This window comes from Nocardia sp. NPDC057353 (assembly GCF_042667085.1).
GTDB lineage: Bacteria > Actinomycetota > Actinomycetes > Mycobacteriales > Mycobacteriaceae > Nocardia.
Map to the genome: position 1 here is coordinate 1 of NZ_JBHVAK010000094.1, position 17,809 is coordinate 17,809.

General features: G+C 67.4%; 20 protein-coding genes and 2 pseudogenes. 10 read left to right on the forward strand and 12 right to left on the reverse strand.

What is annotated here, in order from left to right:
* The 3 genes from ACFUUZ_RS29925 to ACFUUZ_RS29935 form a co-directional block, all read right to left on the reverse strand.
* Positions 1-640, reverse strand: a 640-nt coding sequence (locus tag ACFUUZ_RS29925) for a hypothetical protein (RefSeq protein WP_378702078.1), incomplete at its 3' end; no start/stop codon positions are given.
* Between the two features lie 42 nt (positions 641-682).
* On the reverse strand, positions 683-1,273 hold the full coding sequence (locus ACFUUZ_RS29930) for a DUF4352 domain-containing protein (protein ID WP_378702080.1): 591 nt from the start codon (positions 1,271-1,273) through the stop codon (positions 683-685).
* 75 nt (positions 1,274-1,348) lie between these two features.
* On the reverse strand, positions 1,349-2,479 hold the full coding sequence (locus ACFUUZ_RS29935) for an alpha/beta hydrolase family protein (RefSeq protein WP_378702082.1): 1,131 nt from the start codon (positions 2,477-2,479) through the stop codon (positions 1,349-1,351).
* Between the two features lie 118 nt (positions 2,480-2,597).
* On the opposite strand from ACFUUZ_RS29935, the gene ACFUUZ_RS29940 reads away from it, so the two are divergent.
* The gene (locus ACFUUZ_RS29940; protein ID WP_378702084.1) at positions 2,598-3,023 is read left to right on the forward strand and encodes a DUF4189 domain-containing protein; all 426 of its coding nucleotides are present in this window, start codon (positions 2,598-2,600) and stop codon (positions 3,021-3,023) included.
* Positions 3,024-3,078: 55 nt separating this feature from the next.
* Here the strand turns inward: ACFUUZ_RS29940 and ACFUUZ_RS29945 are convergent, their stop codons facing one another.
* The 4 genes from ACFUUZ_RS29945 to ACFUUZ_RS29960 form a co-directional block, all read right to left on the reverse strand.
* Complete coding sequence (locus ACFUUZ_RS29945) at positions 3,079-4,299, reverse strand: acyl-CoA dehydrogenase family protein (RefSeq protein WP_378702086.1); 1,221 nt, start codon at positions 4,297-4,299, stop codon at positions 3,079-3,081.
* A 25-nt stretch (positions 4,300-4,324) separates the two neighbouring features.
* Positions 4,325-5,734 carry an acyl-CoA dehydrogenase family protein gene (locus ACFUUZ_RS29950; RefSeq protein ID WP_378702088.1) on the reverse strand — a complete coding sequence of 470 codons (1,410 nt, stop codon included), beginning with the start codon at positions 5,732-5,734 and terminating at the stop codon, positions 4,325-4,327.
* A gap of 186 nt (positions 5,735-5,920) precedes the next feature.
* Positions 5,921-6,703 carry a histidinol-phosphatase gene (hisN, locus tag ACFUUZ_RS29955; protein WP_378702090.1) on the reverse strand — a complete coding sequence of 261 codons (783 nt, stop codon included), beginning with the start codon at positions 6,701-6,703 and terminating at the stop codon, positions 5,921-5,923.
* 10 nt (positions 6,704-6,713) lie between these two features.
* Positions 6,714-7,286, reverse strand: a complete 573-nt coding sequence (locus ACFUUZ_RS29960) for an NADPH-dependent FMN reductase (protein ID WP_378702092.1) — start codon at positions 7,284-7,286, stop codon at positions 6,714-6,716.
* 127 nt (positions 7,287-7,413) lie between these two features.
* On the opposite strand from ACFUUZ_RS29960, the pseudogene ACFUUZ_RS29965 reads away from it, so the two are divergent.
* From ACFUUZ_RS29965 to ACFUUZ_RS29995, 7 genes and pseudogenes are all read left to right on the forward strand, one after another.
* A pseudogene (locus tag ACFUUZ_RS29965) lies at positions 7,414-7,545 on the forward strand (transcriptional regulator); the annotation flags it as partial.
* Between the two features lie 319 nt (positions 7,546-7,864).
* Positions 7,865-8,809 carry a CPBP family intramembrane glutamic endopeptidase gene (locus tag ACFUUZ_RS29970; protein WP_378702094.1) on the forward strand — a complete coding sequence of 315 codons (945 nt, stop codon included), beginning with the start codon at positions 7,865-7,867 and terminating at the stop codon, positions 8,807-8,809.
* Between the two features lie 197 nt (positions 8,810-9,006).
* A complete protein-coding gene (locus tag ACFUUZ_RS29975) occupies positions 9,007-9,549 on the forward strand; it encodes a hypothetical protein (RefSeq protein WP_378702096.1) in 543 nt (180 codons plus the stop codon).
* Positions 9,549-10,736, forward strand: a complete 1,188-nt coding sequence (locus ACFUUZ_RS29980; protein WP_378702098.1) for a PrsW family intramembrane metalloprotease — start codon at positions 9,549-9,551, stop codon at positions 10,734-10,736. The genes ACFUUZ_RS29975 and ACFUUZ_RS29980 overlap by 1 nt, the downstream gene beginning before the upstream one ends.
* Positions 10,737-11,188: 452 nt before the next feature.
* A complete protein-coding gene (locus ACFUUZ_RS29985; protein WP_378702100.1) occupies positions 11,189-11,461 on the forward strand; it encodes a GreA/GreB family elongation factor in 273 nt (90 codons plus the stop codon).
* A gap of 143 nt (positions 11,462-11,604) precedes the next feature.
* Entirely contained in the window at positions 11,605-12,189 is a 585-nt protein-coding gene (locus ACFUUZ_RS29990) for a hypothetical protein (protein WP_378702102.1), read from the forward strand.
* Between the two features lie 355 nt (positions 12,190-12,544).
* Positions 12,545-13,378, forward strand: coding sequence for a hypothetical protein (locus tag ACFUUZ_RS29995; RefSeq protein WP_378702104.1), 834 nt, complete (start codon positions 12,545-12,547; stop codon positions 13,376-13,378).
* Between the two features lie 444 nt (positions 13,379-13,822).
* Here ACFUUZ_RS29995 and ACFUUZ_RS30000 read toward each other — a convergent pair whose 3' ends face one another.
* Together ACFUUZ_RS30000 and ACFUUZ_RS30005 are read right to left on the reverse strand one after the other, a co-directional pair.
* On the reverse strand, positions 13,823-13,984 hold the full coding sequence (locus ACFUUZ_RS30000; protein ID WP_378702106.1) for a hypothetical protein: 162 nt from the start codon (positions 13,982-13,984) through the stop codon (positions 13,823-13,825).
* Positions 13,985-14,178: 194 nt separating this feature from the next.
* Entirely contained in the window at positions 14,179-14,649 is a 471-nt protein-coding gene (locus ACFUUZ_RS30005) for a hypothetical protein (RefSeq protein WP_378702108.1), read from the reverse strand.
* Positions 14,650-14,729: 80 nt separating this feature from the next.
* On the opposite strand from ACFUUZ_RS30005, the gene ACFUUZ_RS30010 reads away from it, so the two are divergent.
* Complete coding sequence (locus ACFUUZ_RS30010; RefSeq protein WP_378702110.1) at positions 14,730-15,386, forward strand: pentapeptide repeat-containing protein; 657 nt, start codon at positions 14,730-14,732, stop codon at positions 15,384-15,386.
* A 6-nt stretch (positions 15,387-15,392) separates the two neighbouring features.
* Here ACFUUZ_RS30010 and ACFUUZ_RS30015 read toward each other — a convergent pair whose 3' ends face one another.
* From ACFUUZ_RS30015 to ACFUUZ_RS30025, 3 genes are all read right to left on the reverse strand, one after another.
* Positions 15,393-16,256: an aKG-HExxH-type peptide beta-hydroxylase gene (locus ACFUUZ_RS30015; protein ID WP_378702112.1), complete on the reverse strand. Its 864-nt coding sequence runs from the start codon at positions 16,254-16,256 to the stop codon at positions 15,393-15,395.
* Positions 16,257-16,355: 99 nt separating this feature from the next.
* Positions 16,356-16,502, reverse strand: a complete 147-nt coding sequence (locus tag ACFUUZ_RS30020; protein ID WP_378702114.1) for a hypothetical protein — start codon at positions 16,500-16,502, stop codon at positions 16,356-16,358.
* A 99-nt stretch (positions 16,503-16,601) separates the two neighbouring features.
* A complete protein-coding gene (locus ACFUUZ_RS30025) occupies positions 16,602-17,096 on the reverse strand; it encodes a DNA-directed RNA polymerase subunit beta (protein WP_378702116.1) in 495 nt (164 codons plus the stop codon).
* A gap of 453 nt (positions 17,097-17,549) precedes the next feature.
* On the opposite strand from ACFUUZ_RS30025, the pseudogene ACFUUZ_RS30030 reads away from it, so the two are divergent.
* Positions 17,550-17,809, forward strand: a pseudogene (locus ACFUUZ_RS30030) (hypothetical protein); the annotation flags it as partial.

Here is a 17,809-nt window from a genome sequence, read left to right on the forward strand (position 1 = left end):
GGTTGTACACCGCTCCGAAGGTCGGCATGGTGATATTGCCGCGCTGGTAGGCGAATCCGTCCGGGTGCGCGGCGTCCACCGGCACCGCCCAGCGGTGCCACATCGAGCCGTAGATGGCGGCGACCACCGGGCCCGCGCCGGTGTTCAGCTTCGCGGTCCTGATGGTGGTGTCCACCGGGATGTCCTGGTGCTCGATCAGCCGGTCGATGCCGCTCTGCCCGGTGGCGAGGTTCAGCCAGACCACCTCGAGCCTGGCGTCGTCCTGGTTCGGCGCGATCGTGCCCGGCCCGCCGAAGAAGCCGAAGCGGAAGCCGTCGTACCCGAAGGCGATGCCGTTGCCGTAGAGGGTGCCGCCGTCGCCGCGCCCGATATCGGACTGCGCGGGCACCTGGAACGGCTGCGCCATCATCGCGACCTCGCCCGCCCGGTCCAGCGCGGCGTCGGTGAGCAGCCGGTCGATCGCCGCCTCGGCGTCCGGGTTGCCCGCGGCGACCGTGCGCAGCTGCTGCACCGCGGCGACCGGGTCGATGGCGGGCGCGGCCGCGGGCTCGGACGCGGCGGGCCCCGCGAGGGTGAAGGCGCCCGCCGCGAGCGCGGCGACGGCGAGCGAGAGACGACGCAGTGAACCCACTCGATGCATAACCCAGTTCTCCTCAGAAGAGTCGTGGTAACGCTGGTTGGTCTAGCGCAGAGCGACCTTCGCGCCGGCGGACGACTGCGAGCCGTGCACCTCGAGCGCGGCGGGAACGGTGCCGACCGGGACGTCGAAGGCGACCTTCACCGTAACGGCAGCGCCGGGCGGGACCGCGGAATTCGGGATCGCGGCGGCGGGGTATTCCCGGCCGCGGTCGTCGACCAGCCGCTGGTCGCAGCCCCCGCAGGAGCGCGGCTCGGCGCCGGGGTTCCGCACGACCACGGTCAGCACGCGGTACTCACCGGCCGCGACGGCCGGGCCGAGCGATTTCACCGGCGGCTCCACCTCGGTGACCTGGAAGGCCAGCGCCGCGTCCCGCACCTCGGCGCTGGGCAGCGGCTCCGGGTCGGTGGCGATCCGCGCCACGGTGAAGATGCCGCCCCAGAGCAGCAGGATTCCGCCGATGATCGCGAGCGGTGTCGCCAGCGAGCCCGGCCGCGCGGGCCGGTCCCGGAACCCGGGCGGCGGCGTGTCGTACCCCGGCGGCAGCGTGCGTACCCGCCTCGACGCCCCCGCGCTGTGATTGCCCCATGATCGCCGATGCCACGGCAATCCGTGGTTCACGGTGTTCCCCTGCATCCTCGAAGTGTGCGTCATCACGCGCGAGAAGGGAATAGTGGGGTCTATGTTGGGGCGATAGGGAGTAGATATCGCTCAGTCGAGCACTGTCTGAAGATTAGCCAGCATGGCTGGCAAACCCGCGTCGACGATGCCGAAGTGGTCCACTCCCGGTCGAATGTCCAGTTCGACGTCGGCTCCGGCGGCCCGCAGCGCGGTCGTGAACGCGAGGTTGAGCGGCAGCGGCACCACCTGATCCGCGGTGCCGTGCAGCACCCGCACCGAATGCGTCCAACCGGTCCCGGGCAGCCCCATGTAGGCGTGCAGCGCGGCCGCGAAGGGCGGGTCGGCGAGCGGCCGGGCGAGCAGCGCCCGCGGCGGCACCCCGTCCAGCGCCGCGCGCTGCTCGGTGGCGCAGCGGCTCTCCGCCGCGTCCACCGCCGCCCGGCCGAGCGGGCTCAGGTAGTCGTTCACCGGCAGGTCGGGCCGCGCCGACCGCAGGCCGTGCAGCAGGTAGACCAGCAGCGAGGAGACCGAGCTCAGCAGCTGCCCCGGCGGAAGCTCGGGGCCGAGCAGCGAAAGTCCGTACTCGGCGGTGGTTTCCGGGGCGAAGGCGACGGTGCCGCGGAAGTCGAGCTCCGGCGCCGCGGTGTCGGCGAGCCTGCCCGCCATGAGCGCCGCCTGCCCGCCCTGGGAGTGCCCCGCGCTCGCCCACGCCGTGCCGATCCGGGAATCCGCAGCCCGCGCGGCGCGCACGATATCGATCACGGCATTGCCCTCGGCGACGGCCGACAGATAGTGGTGTGGCCCCGGCGTCCCCAGCCCCGCGTAATCCGTTGCCGCGACCGCGTATCCCTGGTTGAGCATTGCCGCGATGGCGGGCGCCGAAATGGCCGCCGCCTGCGTCGGCGGCTCGCCTGCGCGGAGCCGCACCGACGCCGCGCAGTGGTCCCCGACCCCCGCGGTGCCGTATCCCCAGGACACCACCGGCCACCCGCCCGCGGGCGCAGCCCCGCGCGGCAGGTACACCAGCCCGCTCGCGGGGACGGGCACCCCGGATTCGTCGGCGGTCGCGTACTCGACCAGCAGTGTTGCCGAGGCCACTGCCGGTCCTCCGGGCAGCGGGGTCACCGTGATCGGCGGCGTCGCCCCGGTGGGCGCCGCCGCCACCGCGAGCACCAGTGCCAGCGCCACCGTGAGTTTGCGGCCGCGCCGATTTCCGTTCACGCGGTCATCTTTTCACGCGGTAGAAGCCCCCGGAGGTCTCGTCTGGACGGATTTGCCGGAAACGGGAATGATGTCGAGGTTCCGGACCCGGAACGTGGACGAGAAGAGAGTGGAATCAATGAGTTTCATGGGTAAGGTCGGCTTCGCCGTCGCGGCGGGCGCCCTTGCGGTGGGGAGTGTGCTCGGCGCGGGTTCGGCGCACGCCGCGGGCCAGTACGCGGCGATCGCGGTCAGCAACAGCACGCTGTACTACGGCGTCAGCGTCGACCTGCCGAACTACGACGAGGCCTACCGGGTGGCGCTGGAGCAGTGCGGCGAGTCCGACTGCGAGATCCTGGTCGCCTGGGCCAACGGCTGCGGCGCGCTGGTCGCCAGCGAAGACGGCTACGCCGGGAAGTCCGGCCCGGACCGCGCCTCGGCCGAGCGCGCCGCCTACGACCTGATCGCGCAGATCACCCCGACCGCGGTGCTCGCCAACACCGGCTCCGCCCAGCTGAGCGGCGCGCACATCGTCGACGTGGTCTGCACCAGCAACGCCCGCTGAACGCGAACCGGCCCGGACCAGTGCTGGTCCGGGCCGGTTTCGTCAGCTCAGGAAGTTACTTCAGCTGAGTGCTGGTGAGCCCCAGCACCCGGCGCGCCACGATCAGCTGCTGGATCTGCTGCGTGCCCTCGAAGATGTCCAGGATCTTGCTGTCCCGGCCCCACTTCTCCAGCAGCAGCCGCTCCGAGTAGCCGATCGCCCCGGCCAGCTCGACCGCCTTGAGCGTGATGTCGGTGCCGGTGCGCCCCGCCTTGGCCTTGGACATCGAAGCCTCGAGCGAGTTCGGCTTCTTGTTGTCGGCCATCCAGGCGGCGCGCAGCGCGAGCAGGTAGGCGGCCTCGTAGTCGGCCTCCATCCGCAGGAACTCGGCGGCGGCGGCGTGCTGGTTGTTGGCCGGGGCGTCGTAGTCGATCTCGACGCCCGCGTCGGCCAGGATGGAGCGCAGCTCCTCGAGTGCGGCCCTGGCGACGCCGATGGCCATGGCGGCGACCAGCGGGCGGGTGTTGTCGAAGGTCTGCATGACCCCCGCGAACCCCTTCTCCACATTGACTTCCGGGCTGCCCAGGATGTTGTCGGCCGGGATCCGGCAGTCCTGCAGCAGCAGCACCGCGGTGTCCGAGGCCTTGATGCCGAGCTTGTGCTCCAGCCGCGCCACCGAGAGGCCCGGGGCGTCCCGCGGCACGACGAACGACTTGATCGCCGCGCGGCCGAGCGACTTGTCCACCGTCGCCCAGACCACGATGTGCGTGGAGCGCTCACCGGCGGTGACGAAGATCTTCTCGCCGTTCAGCACCCACTCGTCGCCGTCCAGCACGGCGGTGGTGGTGACCGCGGCCGAGTCCGAGCCGAAGGACGGCTCGGTGATCGCCATCGAGGCCCACACCTTGCCGAACCGGGCCAGCTGCTCGTCGGTGGCGACCGCGGCGATCGCGGCGTTGCCGAGCCCCTGGTAGGGGATGGAGAGCATGAGCCCGACATCGCCCCAGGAGGTCTCCAGCGCGTTCAGCAGCGCGGACATGTTGCCGCCATTGGTGTTGCCGAGCAGCTCGGTGGCGTGGCCGTTCTCGTCCGAGCGGCCACCGGCGGCACCGCCGATCTTCTGCGTGCCGGAGTCGTTGAGCCCCTCCACCATGGCGGCCATGGTGTCCAGCTCGACCGGGTACTCGTGCTCGGCGAGGTCGTACTTGCGCGAGATGGGGCGGAAGATCTGCGCGGCCACCTGGTGCGCCTGGTTCGCGCTCGCCCGCAGCTTCTTCGGGAGTTCGAGGTTGATCATTGTTCAGGTCTCCTGGAGAAAAAGATCAGATGAGAACGACGCCCTCGGCCACGCCGATGGCCCGCAGATCGCGGTACCAGCGCTCGACCGGGTGCTCCTTGGTGAAACCGTGGCCGCCGAGCAGCTGCACGCCGTCCAGGCCGATCTGCATGCCCTTGTCCGAGGCCAGCTTGCGGGCCAGCGCGGCCTCGCGGCCGAAGGAGAGCCCCTGCTCGGCGCGGGAGGCGCCGCGCAGCGTGACCAGCCGCAGCCCGTCCAGCTCGATGGCGATATTGGCGACCATGAAGGCGACCGCCTGCCGGTGCGAGACCGGCTCGCCGAACGCCTCGCGCTCGTTCACGTACGGAATGACGTAGTCGAGCACGGCGCGGCCGGTGCCCGCCGCCAGCGAGGCCCAGCCCAGCCGGGCCAGCCGCACCGCATCGGCGTACTCCGCGGCCCTGGTGGCGGCGTCTCCGTCGCCCAGGATCGCCTCGGTGCTCACCGCGACGTCGTCCAGGATCAGCCTGCCGAGGCCACCGGCGCGCAACCCCATGCTCGGGTCGGCCTCGACGACCAGCCCCTTGCTGTCCGACTCCACCAGGAACAGCGCCGGGCGGCCGTCCAGCTCGGCGGCGACCACGAAGAGCTCGGCCTCCGCGGCGGCGGGGACCAGGCTCTTCACGCCCGACAGCCGGTAGCCGCTGGGCGAGCGGACCGCCTTGGTCTGCAGCGCGAACGGGTCGAAGAGCGCGCGCGGCTCGGAGATGACGACCGAGGACTGCGGCACGTTCTCACCGGTGTAGGCGGGCAGGTAGGTCTTCTGCTGCGCGTCGGTGCCCCACTGGCTCAGCGCGACCGCGACCCCGCTCGGCGCCAGGATGGGCAGCGCCAGCCCCATGTCGCCGTGCGCCAGCGCCTCCGCGACCAGTGCGTTGGTGACCGCGCCGCGCTCGCTGGCCGCGCCCTCCAGCTCCTCCGGCACGTTGATCAGCGTGATGCCGAGCTCGGCGGCGCGCTCCAGCAGGTCCTTCGGCGCGGCGGCGGCGTGGTCGGCGTCGTGCGCGGCAGGCCGCAGGATCTCGGCCGCGAACTCCTTGACCGTCTCGACGATCATCTTCTGGTCGTCGGTGGGGGAGAGGTCGAAGTACCCCTTGGCCTTGGACTCGTTGTCCGGCAGCCGCTTCGGCGCGCCGTTGCCCGCGACCTTGCCGAAGGCGCGGGTCGCGGCGCCGAGCGTACGGAACCCGGTCCTGGTGCCCTCGTAGGTGGCCCGCTCGAGCGGCTTGCGCAGGTTGTACTTCTCGGCGAGCTCCGAGCCGGTGATGGTGGTCATCACCCGCATGGCCGCGCCCATCCAGTCCCGCTTGGGCTGGTGCAGGCCGACGGCGGAGTCCTCGCTCCGGCCGGATTCCGGACGCCGCTTCGTCGCGCTGTCTCGCGTGCTCATCATCACCTGTTTTCTCGAGGGCGGGGGTGAGATCTGGTCCCAGCTTTCTTACTCCTGAGTAAGACTATCTTACTTCAGAGTAAGAAGTGCGTCGAGAGGTCGTTGACCGGGGCCGGGCGCCAGTGTCCGCCGGGCCGCCGTGAGCGCGCCATCGCAGGCGTCGAGGGGTCCGTTTCGATCAAAGAGTGAGGGTCAGGTGAGCCGCTGCAGCACGGTGTCGTGCAGCAGGCCGTTGCTCGCCACCGCGTCGCCGCCGTGCGGGCCCGCGCCGCCGTTCAGCGCGGTGAAGCGGCCGCCCGCCTCGCGGATCAGGATGTCCAGCGGGGCGAGGTCCCAGAGCGAGACCTCCGGCTCGGTGGCGACGTCCACCGCGCCCTCCGCGACCAGGCAGTACCCGAAGAAGTCGCCGTACCCGCGGACCCGCCAGACGTCGTCGGTGAGCGCGAGGAAGTTCTCCCGCAGCCCGCGCTCGCGCCAGCCGGAGAGGCTGGAGAAGGCCAGGCTGGCGTCGGCCAGGTTCGTCACCTTCGACACCGTGATCGGCTGCGGCGCCCCGGGGTGGAACCGGGTCCACGCGCCGGAGCCCTGCGCCGCCCACCACCGCCGGGCCAGCGCGGGCGCGCTCACCACGCCGACCACCGGCATTCCGTTCTCCAGCAGCGCGATGAGCGTGGCCCAGATCGGGACGCCGCGCACGAAGTTCTTGGTGCCGTCGATCGGGTCGATCACCCACTGCCTGCCGTTGAACTCGGCCTCCCCGCCGAACTCCTCGCCGAGCACCGCGTCCGCCGGGCGCCGCTCGGTCAGCAGCCTGCGCAGCTCCCGCTCCACCGCGAGGTCGGCGTCGGAGACCGGGGTGAGGTCCGGCTTGGCGTCGACCCGCAGGTCGAGCGCGCCGAAGCGGGCGGCGGTGATGCTGTCGGCGGCGTCCGCCAGGGTGAGCGCGAGGGTGAGGTCGTCGGTGTAGGCAGCCACGGAGTCGACCCTATCGAGCTGTTGTCAGCGCGCGCGCCCACCAGTGCACCTGGTCCAGCAGCTCACGTGCCGCCGCTGCTGGTTCTTCCGGCTCGCGCAGCGCGTCGTTCTCGTCGAAGAGCAGGTAGTAGCGGGGGAACGAGACGTAGTCGCGGACGGTGTGCGCGTTCAGCTCGGTGAAGACCTGCCGCAGGTGCTCGATGGCGAGCAGGCCGCCCGATGCTCCGCTGTAGCCGACGAAGCCGACGGCCTTGTGCTCCCACGGGGTGAAGTGCCAATCGATGGCGGCCTTGAGCGCGGCCGGGTAGCTGCGGTTGTAGTCCGGGGTGACGATCACGAAGGCGTCGGCTCTCGTGAGGGCCTCGGTCAGGCCGCGCATGCCCGCCGGGCGCTCCGGGTTCGGGTCCAGCAGCGGCGGCGTGGCGGGCAGCCCGACCGGGAGTTCGTGGTCGGCCAGGTCGACCACCTCGACGGTGAATCGGCGGTCCTTCTCCGCGATGTCACTGAACCAGCGCGCGACGGTCGGGCCGAAGCGGCCGTCGCGGACGCTGCCGATGACGACGGCGAGACGCAGGGTGCTCATGGGTTTTCCTCCTCGGAAGTTCGGTCGCCTCCGAGCTTCTGCGGATTTCGGACGCCGGAGGAGGCCGCCGCGAGGGTGGTAGTCCCACGGCCACCCTCCGGTCCGCCGCGCGCCGTACCGTCGAGGGATGAACGAGCTCGGCCTCTTCCTGCGCAATCGCCGCGAGGCGGTCACCCCCGCCCAGGCTGGGCTTCCCGCGGGCCCGCGGCGGCGCACGCCGGGGCTGCGTCGCGCCGAGGTCGCCACGCTCGCCGGGGTGAGATGTTCGCTACACACTCCTCAGCCCTCCGACAAGGAAGGGTGTCGAGGCAACCCTGATCTCGGACCGAACCGGCCGGGGCAGTCGGTCAGGGAGTCTGCGACCCAGCCGCCCCGCAACGACTCATGGGCCTCCTCGACACCCCGACCCGACGTTCCCATCGTCACCCGCTTACACCATTCCCGTCCCTTCAGCTCACCCCTGCCCGGGCGTCAACAACCTCATGACCCGCAACATCCTGGGCGCATCACCCTGTCGACGTCCCCTACTGTGAGGCGAACAAGCTGCAGGAATACGCGTTGGGATTGGAGTTTCGCCGATGAATGTCTCCTCGTCACCGCTCGTTCAACAGGCGGACACCGCGCAGCGGCGCCCGAACCTGATCGTTGTGTGGATCGTCGCGCTGGTCGCGATCATCGGCGGTCAGGGAATCGGTGCGGTGATTGCCGGCGCGGTCACCGGGCACGAGCTGGACGGCAGTGTCCCCGCGCAGTGGGGTGAGGTGATCACCAACGGCCTCTCGCTGCTCCTGCTGGCCCTGTGGGTGATCTTCTACGAGCGCCGTTCGATCCTGTCGGTCGGCCTGCGTGACCGCCGCGGGTTCGTGCGATTCGGCACCGGGTTCGGTGGTGGGTTCGTGTTGTTCGCTCTGGCACTGGGTTTGCTGGTGTTGTTCGGCGGCTACAGTGGCAACACGGTTGCGGGTCACACGACCACCGGTTCCGCCGCCGTGTGGATTGTCCTGTCCCTGGTTCCGGTGTGGATCGTGCAGTCCTCGACCGAGGAGATCGTCGTTCGCGGCTACCTGCTGCAGTGGCACGGACTGAAGCTGACCAACGGCTGGGTTGCGGTGATCGCGCCGTCGATCCTGTTCGCCGTGGTGCACCTCGACTTCCACCCGCTGGTCCTGCTCAACATCTTCCTGTTCGGACTCCTGTTCTCGTTCTTGTCGCTGGCCCAGGGGTCGATCTGGCTGGCCGCAGGCATCCACACGGCATGGAACATGGCGCAGAGCAACATCTTCGGCCTCCCGGGGGATTCCAGCTTCCGTGAGGTCACTCTGTTCAATGTCGGCCCCGACTCCGTGGGATCGGCGATTTTGACCGGGGGCGACTACGGCGTCGAGGGCAGCGTCCTGACCACCGTCCTCCTGGCCGCTGCGGTGTTCTGTGCGTACCGCTACCACCGCGCCGTCGAGGCCCGGCGCGCCGCGGGACACCGTGACGAACGCCATCCAGGAACCGCGACACCATCTGGCCGGTGATCGGCCGCGTCGGCGGCGTAGTCGGCACTCGGCGTGATCAACTGTGAACAGCAATTGCCGGTGCCGCCGGGTCGATCGCCCTCGGCACGACGAAAGGTCATCGGGTGACGGGCACAGACGCAGTCGCTCCCGACGGATGGGTAGCCGTCGAGCGCCGATGGTTCGGACTCGAGCGAGCCACGATCGCACCCGCGTTGGTGGTGGTGGCCTTCGCGGTGCTGTTCGCGGTGGTGACCCCGGCGGTCAACGGGGTGATGACCCACGGGGAGACTGCTCGCCTCGGAGACCGGATCGCACTCGACGGCGGGGTCGCGTTCTCGCCTGCCGCCGGATGGACGATCGTCGACGGCACCGTGGTCGGGGACGAACCGCGCTCCGGAATCGGCAAGACCGCCGAGGTCGACAACGGAGCGGTGGCCTTCTCCGTCCGAACCGCGAAGTGGGACGGCACCCCGGTTTCGCTGCTCGATCAGGTGCGGCAGACGACCGATGCCCTGACCGACGAGGCCGGCCCACACGTCGTCGGTGATCCACTGCCGGTGACCACGACGAACGGTGAACAGGGGGTCATGTCCCGCTACCGCAGCGTCTCCGCCGACGGCGCGATCGCGGCCTTCGTCATCGACGGCACCGGGGTGGAGGTCGTGGTCACCGGCCCGGTCGAGACGACGGGCCTCGCGGCGACCGAGGTCGCCGGAATGATCACCAGCATCGCCGCCGACAACCGAGGAGAGCAGTGATGACCGCCTCGCACGGTATCGAGTCGCGCGGTGCGGACGACGCGTTGCTCGCCGCCCGCGCCGAGGCGATCCGCAACTCGGGATGGGGTCAGGCCTTCCGTTTCGCTCAGCCCCGAAACCTGGCGTTCTGGGTGTACGTCGTGCTCGTGGCGATCGGAGCCGTCAGCTTCACCCGATACGTGGGAGGCCAGGCTCCGGCCTACGGCGAAGCGCTGATCGTGGCCACCGTCCTGTTCGCGCTGTACTGCGCACTCTTCTGGTGGTTCACCCAGCGCATCGACCGCTACGCGCACCAGTCGTGGAAGCTCATCGTGCTCGCCTTCGTATGGGGAGCCTTCGCCGCGCCGTGGGCGATGGCGGCGAACGCCAACACCCCGATGCTCGAGATCTGGGGCAAGCTCTTCGGGCAGGCATGGGCGGCGGACTGGGGTGCGGGTCTCACCGCTCCCTTCACCGAGGAGATATCGAAGGGCCTCGGCCTCCTGCTGCTCATCGCGATCGCGCCCCGGCTCGTGCGCACCGCATTCGACGGCTTCGTCCTCGGCGCGTTCATCGGACTCGGATTCCAGATCCTCGAAGACATCCAGTACGCCCTCACGTCCAGTGCTGCGCAGTTCGGTGCGAATCCGGTGGGCAACGCGATGTTCACCATCGTCATGCGGATGACGATGGGTGTCGCGGCGCACATCCTCTACAGCGCGGTGTTCTGCGCCGGCCTGGTCTACCTCCTTGGCCGCCCGGCCGAGCCACGACGGCGGGGACTTGGCCTCGCACTGATGGCTACGGCCATGCTGCTGCACGGCATCTGGGACAACATCGGCGGGATCGCCGGAGGGGCCACAGCCGTGATGTTCCTGCTGTGGATCGGCGTGATCGCCATCGCGATCGTCGTCGTCACCCGCGTGTTCGCGATAACGGTGCCGCGGGAACGCGCCTTCATGCGCGACGTCCTCGCGCCGGAGGTGGCCACCGGAGTCGTCACCGCCGAAGAGGTCGACACCCTGGCCGGTGACCGGAAGGCACGCCGCGCGTACCGCAAACGTGGACGGAACCGCGCCCAGCGCCGCCAACGTGACCACGTCCTCGAAGCCGTGCACGACCTCGCCGACCAGCTCGCCGAGGCCGGCGGACGTGATACCGGCACCGTCCTCTTCGCGCGGCAGGAGATCACCCGCCTGCGCGGCTAAGCGCGGGATCGTGCCAGCCCGAGTCAGCTGTTCGTCCGCAGTTACTGCTACGTGGAGTGCAGAGGTCTACGACTCGCAGGGGTGAGAGATCAATTACACGCTCTTTGCCTACACCACCTGATTGGATGTGGTAAGCGATTCGCAACCCGGTCAAGCCCAGGGAGGTGCGGCGCTGCGAAGGCCGTCAGTGGTCCCCGGTGACGCGGCCCGCAGCAGTATCGCTCAGCTTGGTCGCAGAGGGCATGCATGTGCGGGGTCGTTGCCGAAATGCGCTGCTGCTCTGCATGGGCTGCGGCTGCGACGGCACCTGATCCGGCGGCGGGGGCTTCGGCCCCCATCACCTCGTGTTTGCCAGCCGAAGCGCATGGTCGGTCTAACGGCAGTGATTGCGCTCTATCAGCGACCCGATGTCTGATCGGTAACGCCTCGCCTGCCGCTGCCGAGATCCGAGCATGGAAACCTCTGATCTGCCAATGCCACCGCGCAACATCATCATGACGTTCGCTCAGGTCGTGCTCGTGGACGCTGAGGCGAAGAAGCGAATCGAGTTCCAGATCGTTCCCGACGACCAGGCCGACATCCTCAACGGGAAGTACCCTGAAAGCGCCCCGATCTGCCAAGCAGTGATCGGCAAAGTCCTGATGGAGCGAGTCGAGACGGTCACGATCGACAACGAACCCCTTCGAGCGCAGATTTTCGGTGTCGGGGTGGGAACCGGTACCTGACCCGCCGAACGAGGACACCCCTGCTTCCTCATGGCCCGATTGTCTGACTTCCCTCAGACAGGGAGGCCAGTATGAGGAAGCAGGGGAGACGAAGTCGACAGATGTTCCGACAGTGGAGTCAAGATTAGCGATAGCATTGCCCGATGACCATGGCTGGCGAATCCTCGGCAACTCCGCCAATGAACCCACACCTGATTCAGCTATCTGAGGGACCGCGACCGGCGCGAGAGGTCCTGATCAGCATGGGAAAACGATTCGTTGATGCGGCGAAGTCCATCAACAAAGCTGCCGCGAGCACGTTCCTGCTCGGTGCAATCGTGTTCGCGTGGATCGGACGCCACAGTCCCGTAGCCATCGCATGCGCCATAGCCGCTGTCCTTCTGATGGCTGTCGTCGTTGCGCTATACAAGGCCGAAGCGAGCTTTCTCGCAGAGCAGTTCGACTTCGCCACACACCGCGAGCGAGCACGTTCCCGATTTGGATACTTCGATTACGGCACCCGCGGCTATGAGATTGCTCCTGGCTACGGCACGCCATTGATCGGTGGACAGGGCGGACACGGTGGTCACGCGATGGGTGGAAGAAACGCCAGGGGCGGAAACGGAGGAGCGGGGGGCTTCCCCGGTGGCGGCGGAGGCAGTGGAGGGAATGCGGTGAGCTTGCAGGGGGACGCCCAAGGCGGCGACGGCGGCAGTGGCGGACGAGGTGAGTTTCCGGGGCTTGGCTGAGTGCCGCTGTGCGCAGGAGGTCCGCAGTTCGGTCAGTCTCGGCCAACGGCGCCAACACTCCAAATTTGCGTTTTCCCAGCTCGGCGCGCAGTGCCATCGGCGACCAACGATGCCGCGACCTGCAACGATCCAACCAGCCGACCCTAAATCCGCACAGTCCGCACTCGTGAAGACCGCCGTAGGTGGGTCGCGGCGTCGCTTCCTTGCAGTTCGACAGGGTTCTCGCCTCACTCTCAGAGCGTGCCGAGGTGTGTTAGTTTCGCCAGTCGGCGCGAGTAGCCCGTCCAGCGAAGCTCCGGGGTGGCTTGGTGCGGAGTTTGCCGATCACGCCCGGCCTCCCCTTATTCTGGCCGACATGGCCTCTCTTCCGTCGCTGCTCGAAGCGAGTCAACTCTGTGACGCAACCGCGCAGGTCATGCGAGCGATTGCGTACCACGACTACCAGGAATCGACGGTTGCAGACATCGGCAGCTACGACGCCGCGCACGGCTCCGATGCAATGCCCGACCCGCTGTTAACGGCGCATCGTCTTACGCGCTTCTACCTCGTGGGCGCTGGCGACTTCGTGTATAGCCTCGGCAAGTTGCTCGGGCTTGACCACCCGATGGTTGCCTCACCTGGAGTACTTGCTCGCTCGGCCGCTGAATACTCCAGTCGATGTGCTTACCTGTCAGACGTCGGTGACTCGCCAGAGTTGCGAATCTCGAAGATGTTCAACCTTTTCCGAGAAGGCTTTAATGATTTCGGAGTCAACAAATCGGACGCCGATCCGGACATGGTCAAGCTGGCTGTCGGAATCAATGACTGGAGGAGTAGGCAGACGCTTCCGAAGGCGAATCTTCCGAACTACACAAATCTAATCCATAAGCTCGCGCCGAGTATCGGCAGACGTGAGTATCAGTATCTGTCCGGGATTGCTCACGCGAACGCGATCACTCTTTCAGAGGCGGTCATCTCAGCACAGATGGGCAACGAGCACAATGCTGACACCGCGTGGCGATATGCGCTATTCGCTACGCACTGCGGAGTTATGGCAGCATTCGGCGTCGCCTTGCTCCGAGGATGCGATCCCGCCCCCGTTATTTCATGCCGCGCGGCGTACACGCATTACGAGTTGAAGTACAATCAGTACCTCTGGGACCTTTCTGTCGAGCGCGGATTCACTCTGAGCGAACCTCGGCCAACCTAAACCAAGCCAGGGAAGAGGTGGCACACCCCGCAGGGACGCGGCAGCCTATCTGCGGTGTCGGTGATCCCTCCCTCTGTCGGCAGAAGTATCGCTCACCGTGGATCTTCCCCTTTGGCGTTCACCTCCGTTTACGGCACCGCGAGGTGTGACGGATCGGGGCTGTTGCCGTACCTATTGTTCATTTCGGGGATCGACATTCCCCAGGCATCCATACCGGCAGCGATACTTGCCCTCGCCAGCGGGGACGGTCCCGCCATCCCACACACCTACGCTCGGCGGGGGCTCGTAGGATAGCGGACGTCCGCACTGCACACAGAGCAAGTTCTCAGCCATGTGCGACAGCCTAGAGGGGACGGGCGGGGCCTCCCCATAGCTTCCCTGGGGGCCGCCACGTACTACGAGGCGTGAACGCACGGGGTCCTGCTGGTCATCGACGAGTCGTTCTCATGGTCGTTGCGGTCGGCGGGGGATGAACCCGGTGGGGACCAGCAGGGCGCAAGCCAGTGTTATCGCGGTGTAGCCCTTGCCGAAATGTGACAGGTCCGGAGCGATGACCGTGTCGGCGCGGGCGCGACCGGCGGTGGCGACGATATAGGTGATGGGCATGTAGGTGCTGTGATCGATGGTGACGATCTCGGCTAGCTCAAGCGCTTCGGCGCGGGCGAGGTCATGGATTCCCGCACGGTAGGCGGCAACATCACCGGACAGACCGAGATGAACGAGTCCTATTGCTCTGTCACACAATGGTTTTCGCCTCAACTCTGCTGCGACTCGGGAGGGCGGAAGTCTCGGGTATCAACTCAGAACGCCACGTTGCCGGTGGCCTTGTCGTAGAGCCGCGTAGCACTGGGGACGCCGGAAGTGGTATAGGCGTTGACCAGCAATGTCACGTAATCGGCGACGTTCGGATCGTCGGCGGTCGTGCTAGCGATGACTTGTAGCAGCGTTTCCCGCACAGACTCCTCGAAGCTGCGGATGCCGAGTTCGGCGATGATCGCGGAGCCGTCGATTCCTTCGCGGCTGACCACGCTATCGGTGTTGATCCAGGCGACCTGGTTGGCCAGCAAGAAGACCGCGTACAGGAGCCGGGCGTGCGGGTGATGACGCGGGACATGTCCCGCGAGCGCGGCCATCAGCTCGGATGAGGCCGGCAAGCGTGTCTGCTCGGGGATTGGCAGGGGGCTCGGGTCGATCATTGCTTTGCGGGCCTTTCGCGATCGAATGGGAAAGCTGTAGTGGTGGGGTTCGAGAATGGTGGGTGGCGTCAGCATTTCGCGGCAGCGCGATCCCTCGGCGTCATGCTAGATTCGGTATTCAATTCCGCAATTCAGTGACAGGGGAGCTAATGAGTGTGAAGCAGGTTCAGGTGACGCCGACGTCGCCGCGCATCAATTCTTCGCTTCGCGACGCCGAAGACCAGCACGCATTCTCCGATGAGCTGACGGTTACCGGAGTCCGATACTCGGGGGACGCGGCGGGCGCTGCGGGCGGATATGCGATCGGGGTCAGCGGGTCGGAGTTTTCCGGGGCGCGGGTAGCCGGGTCTTTGAGCCGCTCTGCGTTCGACAACTGCGTCTTTGCGTCCTCTGACCTGTCGAATCTTCGGGCGGACGAGACTTCGTTCCGCGAGACGCGGGTGACTCAGTGTCGGCTTACCGGCCTCTCTTTGTCGGATGGCGTTTTGCGGGACGTGCTCGTTGATGAAACCCGTGCCGATCTTGCTTCTTTCCGGGAGTGCCGGATTCAACGGACGGTTTTCATGGGCTGCAATCTTTCGGGGGCCGATTTCCAGCGGGCCGCATTTCGTAACGTCCGGTTCGAGGGGTGCGACCTGACAGGCACACAATTCTCACAGGCCCGCATGGAGCACAACGTCTCGTTTGTTGATTGCCGGATGATCGACATTCGGGGGGTGGGCGGTTTGAAAGGGGCGCGGGTGCGCGGTGACGACCTGCTCGGGCTGGCCGGGAGCCTGGCCCGAGAGGTCGGCATCGACGTGGAATGGTGACCCGGTTCAGGCCGGGACCGTGACGGCGTAGGTGGAGAACTTCTGGCCCGAGATGGACTCTTCGACGTAGTCCCAGTCCAACGAGAAAGCGAACTCGCAGAGCTGGTGGACGAGAAGCTTGCCGTAGGGGGTGAACAGGTGCCGCTTGTCGTTGAGGCCCTGGCAGCAGTCCCGCAGCGAGACGGTGAACCTGTCCACCAGCTCGGTCTCCCCGCGCTGGTGCTGCATCCACATCAGAGGCACAGCCACGACCGCCGAATGGAACGCCCGGTCCAGCGGTCGCAGCTGGTCGAACTTCACCGCCGACAGGACGCGGTACTTGTCGGCGGCGAGTTCGCTCGTGGGCCTGGTGTAGAGCCCGTGCACCATGTCCCCTGCGAACAGGTTCAGGTGAATGCTCTCGTGGACAAGGGACTCCGCGAAGTCGAAGACGGTCCAGTTCGGCCCCGGGCTCAGTGCCACCAGGCCGGGCAGGTGGGCGGCCGAGCCGCCCCCGGTGCTGTCCGACGGCAGCAGGATGATGTCGGTGACGAGCAGGTCGACCAGCCTGCAGAGGTCGGGGTTGAGGTCGCGTACGTACATGACGGCGGCGGTCACCTCGCCCGGCCATGCGATCTGCTCGTTGGAGGTGGACGGGCGCAGGCTCTTGAAGATGCCGTCGAAGACGTCGGCTTCCCGCAGGTAGTCCCCCCACTCGCTGTTCTCGTGGTGGATTCGTGTGCCCTCGCGCGGCGGCGCGATCGGGCGATGTCGGCTGACCGCTTCGCGGTATGCCGCGTGCAGGACGGCGGTGTCGGGGGCTTCGCCGGTGACGGCGCGGGTGTATCTGGCGACGTTCTCGTAGGCGTGGCCCACGTTCAGAAAGTGCATTGTGAACTCCGATCGGTGAAATGAGGCGAACGGGCGGGCGGCGGGCTACTGCCCAGACCGCCGCCCGCCCGTCCTACTTGTTCCCGGTCAGCCGGACTGTCAGGTCCAGCCGCCCATCATGGCCGCGTTGTCGTCGCTGCGGAACTGCGCGATGCGCTGCTGCACCGCCGCGTCGACCGCGTCCGAGTCGTTCGCGGTGCGCGCGACCGCGTCCGCGGTGAGCGAGTTGTCCTTCACCGTGCTCATTGGTTCGGTTTCCCTTCTTTGGTGATTCTTCGGTTCCCTGGCCAGGGTTCAGGGGCGGGCCGCAGGCCCGCCAGTTTCGGGAGCGGGCACGTAGTGCCTTCAGGAATGGGAGCGGACGGGCGGATAGGTGGTCGTTGCCGGGCTCCGCTTCGTCGTGAACAGGACGCTTCTGACCGAGTTCAGAACTGCGAGACCGGACGGTCGATACGGGCTCTGTGTCGCGTTGATCCATCCCCGGTAGAAGATTCCGCGACCCTGTGGCGAGGGCAGTGCAACCTGTGCGCCTGATTGAAGGATCACAATCCGGTGGTTGCTCCACAGCGGTGCCTCGTGGGTGAGGATTCCGGCGGGCACCTGGGAGCGAGTGAGAAATGTCCAGGTGGCACGGCGTGGATGGCAGACGATCGGACCTCCGCCTTGTCGGCGTCTGTCGAGGTCGATTTTGACCAGCTGTCCGAGGTGGCTCGGCATTTCGATTGCCCACACCAGGCCAACTCGCACGTTGATCGCGCCGGTGGCCGGATCCACCGTGGCGGGGAGGTGGCATGTGTGGCGGTAGTACAGGCATCGGCTCTGTGCGCTGTCGGTCGTCATCGGCGGGCCGTCCGTTGTCCTCGCGCCTCGGTGATGCCGTCGATGGCCCAGATACGGGCAATCAACTCGGCGATTGTCTCGGCGGGCGGGCTGCCTCCGTAGGTGGTGGCGTCCCGGACCGTGATCAGCCCGTCGGCGCCGAGACTGGTGAGTAGTCGGGAGTAGCCGCTTGCGCCGGGCGTCCGGCGTTCGCACCGAACGAGCAGTGCACGCGCGCTTCTGGCTGGCGGCGCGCCCGGTTCGGCTCGCCCGGAATCGCGCATACGACCCTCCTGGGTGACAGTCTCGATCGCTTGGAGCACCCGGTCGGCGGCGTCGCTCTGCCGGATTCCCCTTCGACGTGTTCGGTTCCGATCGTGGCCTGCCACCGATCTCGACAGAACGGTCTAGTGGCGGGGTACTGTAGGCATTTCGTGAGCATTTACCAGGTCAGGGCCTGAAAATGGGGTGGTGATGATTCGCGGCCGGGGTTGGACCGGATTCGAAGCGGTCGCGCTGCAAGAGGCGATGCGCAGATCCATCCGGGATTTCGCCGCGCTACTCGGTATCGAGACAACCACGGTGAACAACTGGCGCACGGGGTTGAGCGCAGTAGTGCCCAGGACGCTGACGCAATCAATGCTCGACAGCGTCTATTCGAAGTACGCGACGCCGGAGGACAGGACGCGGTTCGATCAGATCGTGGCGGAGGGGGAAGCCGCGTGGCGAGCCCG